This window comes from Marinobacterium profundum (assembly GCF_001528745.1).
Lineage (GTDB): Bacteria > Pseudomonadota > Gammaproteobacteria > Pseudomonadales > Balneatricaceae > Marinobacterium_A > Marinobacterium_A profundum.
The window spans coordinates 1-1,656 of record NZ_BCNS01000200.1 but is presented as its reverse complement, the minus strand read 5'-3'; the positions used below and the strand labels follow the sequence as shown (position 1 = coordinate 1,656).

Below are 1,656 nucleotides of genomic sequence, written 5' to 3'. Positions count from 1 at the left end.
CACGGTTAGATTTGGATAAGGGAAATCCCTCGGACTCTATGCTTTCGCATAAATCCTATACTCTTTAATCAATACACGGAAAGGAGCCAAGGATGGCCAGACCGCTACGATTGGAGTTCGCAGGTGCTCTATACCATGTGACCTCGCGGGGCAATCGACGTGAGTTGATCTTCGAGACCGATGACGACAGGCGCTGGTTTCTGGCCGTGGCGCAGTTACCGGGCGACAGTCGGCTACGAGCCTGATCTGAATACACTTGATATAGACTGGATTCTTGCGGCTTTTGATGAGCGGCGTGACCTGGCGATTGAGCGTTATGAGCGATTCGTTGCCGATGGCAAGCATCAACCCTCGCCCTGGAGTCAACTGCGCAACCAGGTGTACCTTGGCAGCGAGCAGTTCGTCGATGAGATGCAGAAACGTATTCAGCGGACTGCTTAACTGAAATACCCTCGACGCAGCGGCGCCCGCTTGCAAAACCCTTGAAACACTACGTCGATGAGGCTTCATCACGTAACGAGGCTATTGTTCAAACGTATGCCAGTGGTGGATATAGTATGAAAGCAATAGGGGGAGTTCTTCGGTCTGCACTATTCGAGGGTAAGCCGGATTATCAGAAGGGCAAAAGGCAAGACCTGTGACCTGCGAACGCCATTTGGCACTGCTCAGGGGTCTTGTCTTTTACGCTTGCTTCTCATCTGGGAGCAAAAGGCAAGACCAGACCCCGTGAAATTCAGACCAGACCCCGTGAAATTGCGAGAACAGGCAGGCCATTGGGCGGTAGTGACTTCGTTGAGCACTGAGACAGTTACTGGAAAGGTACTCGCCCCAAAGCGTCCGGGGCCGAATGTAAAGTCGTAACTGGAAATTGCTATACTGTCCCCGGAGCCAGCCGTTAGGGCTGGTCGTAATGCCCGCCAATGGCGAAAATATAAATTGATCTGTCGTCGAATCGGTATATGAGCCTATCCTGCTGTGAGATGCGCCTTGACCACAAGCCTGACAGGTTATGTTTAAGTGGCTCAGGTTTGCCGATGCCACTTGATGGGTCGTCAGAGCGGAGCATTTCTTTCAGCAGTTTGCAGAGAGCTTTGTGCAGTTTCTTGTCCTTCTCGCGCATTTTTTCATATGCCTCCCAAGTGCTGCCCTCAAATACCAGTGATCTCATTCATCTGCTCATCATCAGGTGTGTATCCTTGGCCACGGTTATGAGTATCAAGGGAGGTCGCAATCTGTTGCATCAGGTCTCGATTCTGAAGAACATACAGTGTTTCTTGCTCCCTTTCCCAGTCCTCAGCGCTCATGATCACGAACGCTTCTCCTGCACGACGTGTGACCTTGAGGGGTTCGTGTCTGCTAACAACCTGCTCTACAAGGCTTTTCAGGTTGTCTCTGAATTTATTTACACTGACGATATTCATAATTTCACCATTACGTACGGGAACTCCGTACAAGTATATCGCGGTGGCCTAACAAGGCCAAGCACAGGAGATTCTAGCGGGATGATGGACTTGTTCGGGTAAAGCCGATGTTAGCAGCCCTGATGCTTATACCCATCTCCGAGCACACGAAACTCCTGAGCATCTCGTATGCCGTCTTCTGCTTGAAAAAAAAAAAGCACACGAAGACAATATAAACAGTGACGAACATAATAAA

3 protein-coding genes are annotated in these 1,656 nt (G+C 50.2%); 1 reads left to right on the top strand and 2 read right to left on the bottom strand.

Going from position 1 to position 1,656, the window contains the following annotated elements:
- Window positions 1–180 precede the first annotated feature (180 nt).
- Window positions 181–441: a hypothetical protein gene (locus MPRO_RS26230; protein ID WP_067298332.1), complete on the top strand. Its 261-nt coding sequence runs from the start codon at window positions 181–183 to the stop codon at window positions 439–441.
- Window positions 442–895: 454 nt separating this feature from the next.
- On the opposite strand, the gene MPRO_RS21940 is transcribed toward MPRO_RS26230, so the two are convergent.
- On the bottom strand, window positions 896–1,168 hold the full coding sequence (locus tag MPRO_RS21940) for a Txe/YoeB family addiction module toxin (protein ID WP_067298331.1): 273 nt from the start codon (window positions 1,166–1,168) through the stop codon (window positions 896–898).
- A complete protein-coding gene (locus MPRO_RS21935) occupies window positions 1,149–1,421 on the bottom strand; it encodes a type II toxin-antitoxin system Phd/YefM family antitoxin (RefSeq protein ID WP_067298330.1) in 273 nt (90 codons plus the stop codon). Before MPRO_RS21935 ends, MPRO_RS21940 begins: the two co-directional genes overlap by 20 nt.
- Window positions 1,422–1,656 lie beyond the last annotated feature (235 nt).

What these genes read in the sequence shown, in the direction of transcription:
- MPRO_RS26230 (WP_067298332.1), top strand. Translation starts at nt 181, where the DNA reads ATGACGACAGGCGCTGGTTTCTGGCCGTGGCGCAGTTACCGGGCGACA.
- MPRO_RS21940 (WP_067298331.1), bottom strand. Translation starts at nt 1,168, where the DNA reads ATGAGATCACTGGTATTTGAGGGCAGCACTTGGGAGGCATATGAAAAA.
- MPRO_RS21935 (WP_067298330.1), bottom strand. Translation starts at nt 1,421, where the DNA reads ATGAATATCGTCAGTGTAAATAAATTCAGAGACAACCTGAAAAGCCTT.